General features: G+C 50.3%; 3 protein-coding genes. All 3 read right to left on the bottom strand.

The features are described from left to right. Positions 1 to 515: PAS domain-containing protein (locus ACY69O_RS06805; RefSeq protein WP_462332714.1), on the bottom strand; the 515-nt coding region annotated here is incomplete at its 3' end. 243 nt (positions 516 to 758) lie between these two features. Continuing rightward, positions 759 to 1226 carry an FMN-binding protein gene (locus ACY69O_RS06800; RefSeq protein ID WP_462332713.1) on the bottom strand — a complete coding sequence of 156 codons (468 nt, stop codon included), beginning with the start codon at positions 1224 to 1226 and terminating at the stop codon, positions 759 to 761. Positions 1227 to 1243: 17 nt separating this feature from the next. Continuing rightward, positions 1244 to 1774 (bottom strand): ABC transporter ATP-binding protein (locus ACY69O_RS06795; RefSeq protein WP_462332712.1); only part of this gene is annotated, 531 nt, incomplete at its 5' end.

Below are 1774 nucleotides of genomic sequence, written 5' to 3'. Positions count from 1 at the left end.
GTGACATTATTTTCAATCAGGGAAATTCTGTGTTCAACAGGGTTGATATAAAGAAGCACGTCGTACTGGGTTGAAAGCGCGTCAATAAGGCGCTGCTTCAGCTGCAGCACCTCTTCAAATTTATGCTCCTTGCGGTTCTGAAAACGGTCGGACAAATCAATTACCGCGCCGTGCAGAAGCTTTCCGTCGGGAATATTGAGAATATCCCCCGTGGCATTGATAGGAAGATATCCGCCCGATTTCATCAGCAGACGGTATTCGACGTCGAACCCGTCCGATATTCCTTTGGACACTTCCTCTGCCGCGAGAATAACCATTTCCCTGTCATCAGGATGAATATGAGCGACATAGCCCTCTCCCGTATCGGGAAATTCCTCATGTGTCTTATAACCAAGCATACGGCGTATGGCATCGGAAAAATGGATTTCCGTGGTATTGCCGTCCTTATCAAGCTTCGCGTACCACGTGCCTGAGCCTACTATTTTTCTTTCGTCCGCTGAATCGACATGAATCATGCTTCTGAACCCTTTCAAACTGATCAATAAAAACACAAAACACTCTTTTTATTTTACCACATCTGAAATAAATTCTGTGCAAAAATTGAATATGTACTTCCCCATTTGCAGAAAGAAAACTCCCCCCATGACCGTCCCATTCTCCGTTGCGATGCAAGCTGCAAAGCCCCGTATATGTCCGCTCAAAAGAAAAGCGGCACCGGTGGAGAAAAAACACCGATGCCGACATAAGGAGGAGCGATTTTAATTTTTGGCTTTTTCAATTGCGTTTTGCGCAGCCTCAACAAACTGGTTATAGGATACCGTTGCTCCTGCTATGGCATCAACCTCGGACAGCTTCTGTCTCTCCACCAGCTGATCTCCGAAGTCCTTGTGCGCCTTTACCGCCAGCTGCGCCTGTTTATACTTGCTTTCGTTTTTTATCTCACCGTCGCTCATTCCATAGGTTTTGTCCTTTACAACGCCGTCAGGCTTCAGCCCGTCAAACTGAGCCGCTTTGATTTTATGGTCTTTGATGACGATTGTAATACGTCCGCTTCCCATTTCGTCCTTGCGGCTCACCGCCGAATAAGTGCCGTCCTTTGCTGTGGAAAGGTCATCAGCCGCATTCACCGCCTGCTTCTGTTTTGCCGGAGCCGTATCTCCGCCGCAGCCCGAGAGCAATGCGGCTATTGTCATAGCAGCGGCAGCAGCCGCCAATAGTTTCTTCATACTACCGCCCCCATAAATTACTGTGCCTTCATGTGCCCATGCTCTATTACGACGCAGCGCTCCGCCGCCGCGCCGACCTCGGGCGAATGGGTAACCGTGAGAATTGTATGTCCCTCGTCATGCAGCTCACGGAAAATCTGCATCACGAGATTCTGATTGGCTTCGTCAAGATTGCCTGTAGGCTCATCAGCGAGAATCAATACGGGATAATTGATAAGCGCTCTTGCTATACAGACGCGCTGCTGCTCTCCGCCCGAAAGCTGGCTTGGCAGATGGTCCGCGCGCTCCGCGACACCCACACGCGCGAGCGCCGCTATGGCTTCCTCCCTGTCCGGCATGCTGTGATAATACTGTGCAACCATGACATTTTCTACCGCCGTAAGATAGGGAATCAGATGAAACTGCTGGAACACCATGCCGATTTTATCACGGCGGATACGCATAAGCTCGGGGCGGCTTGCATTTGTGATATCCACACCGTCAAGAACCACGCTGCCACATTGTCGCCCTCTGTCGCTATAGAAGCAAGTCCCTTGCGGGCCGTTCCC

The organism is Schwartzia sp. (in: firmicutes), assembly GCF_978017985.1.
Note: the sequence above shows the minus strand (reverse complement) of the source record. Positions and strands in the feature narration are given on the sequence as shown.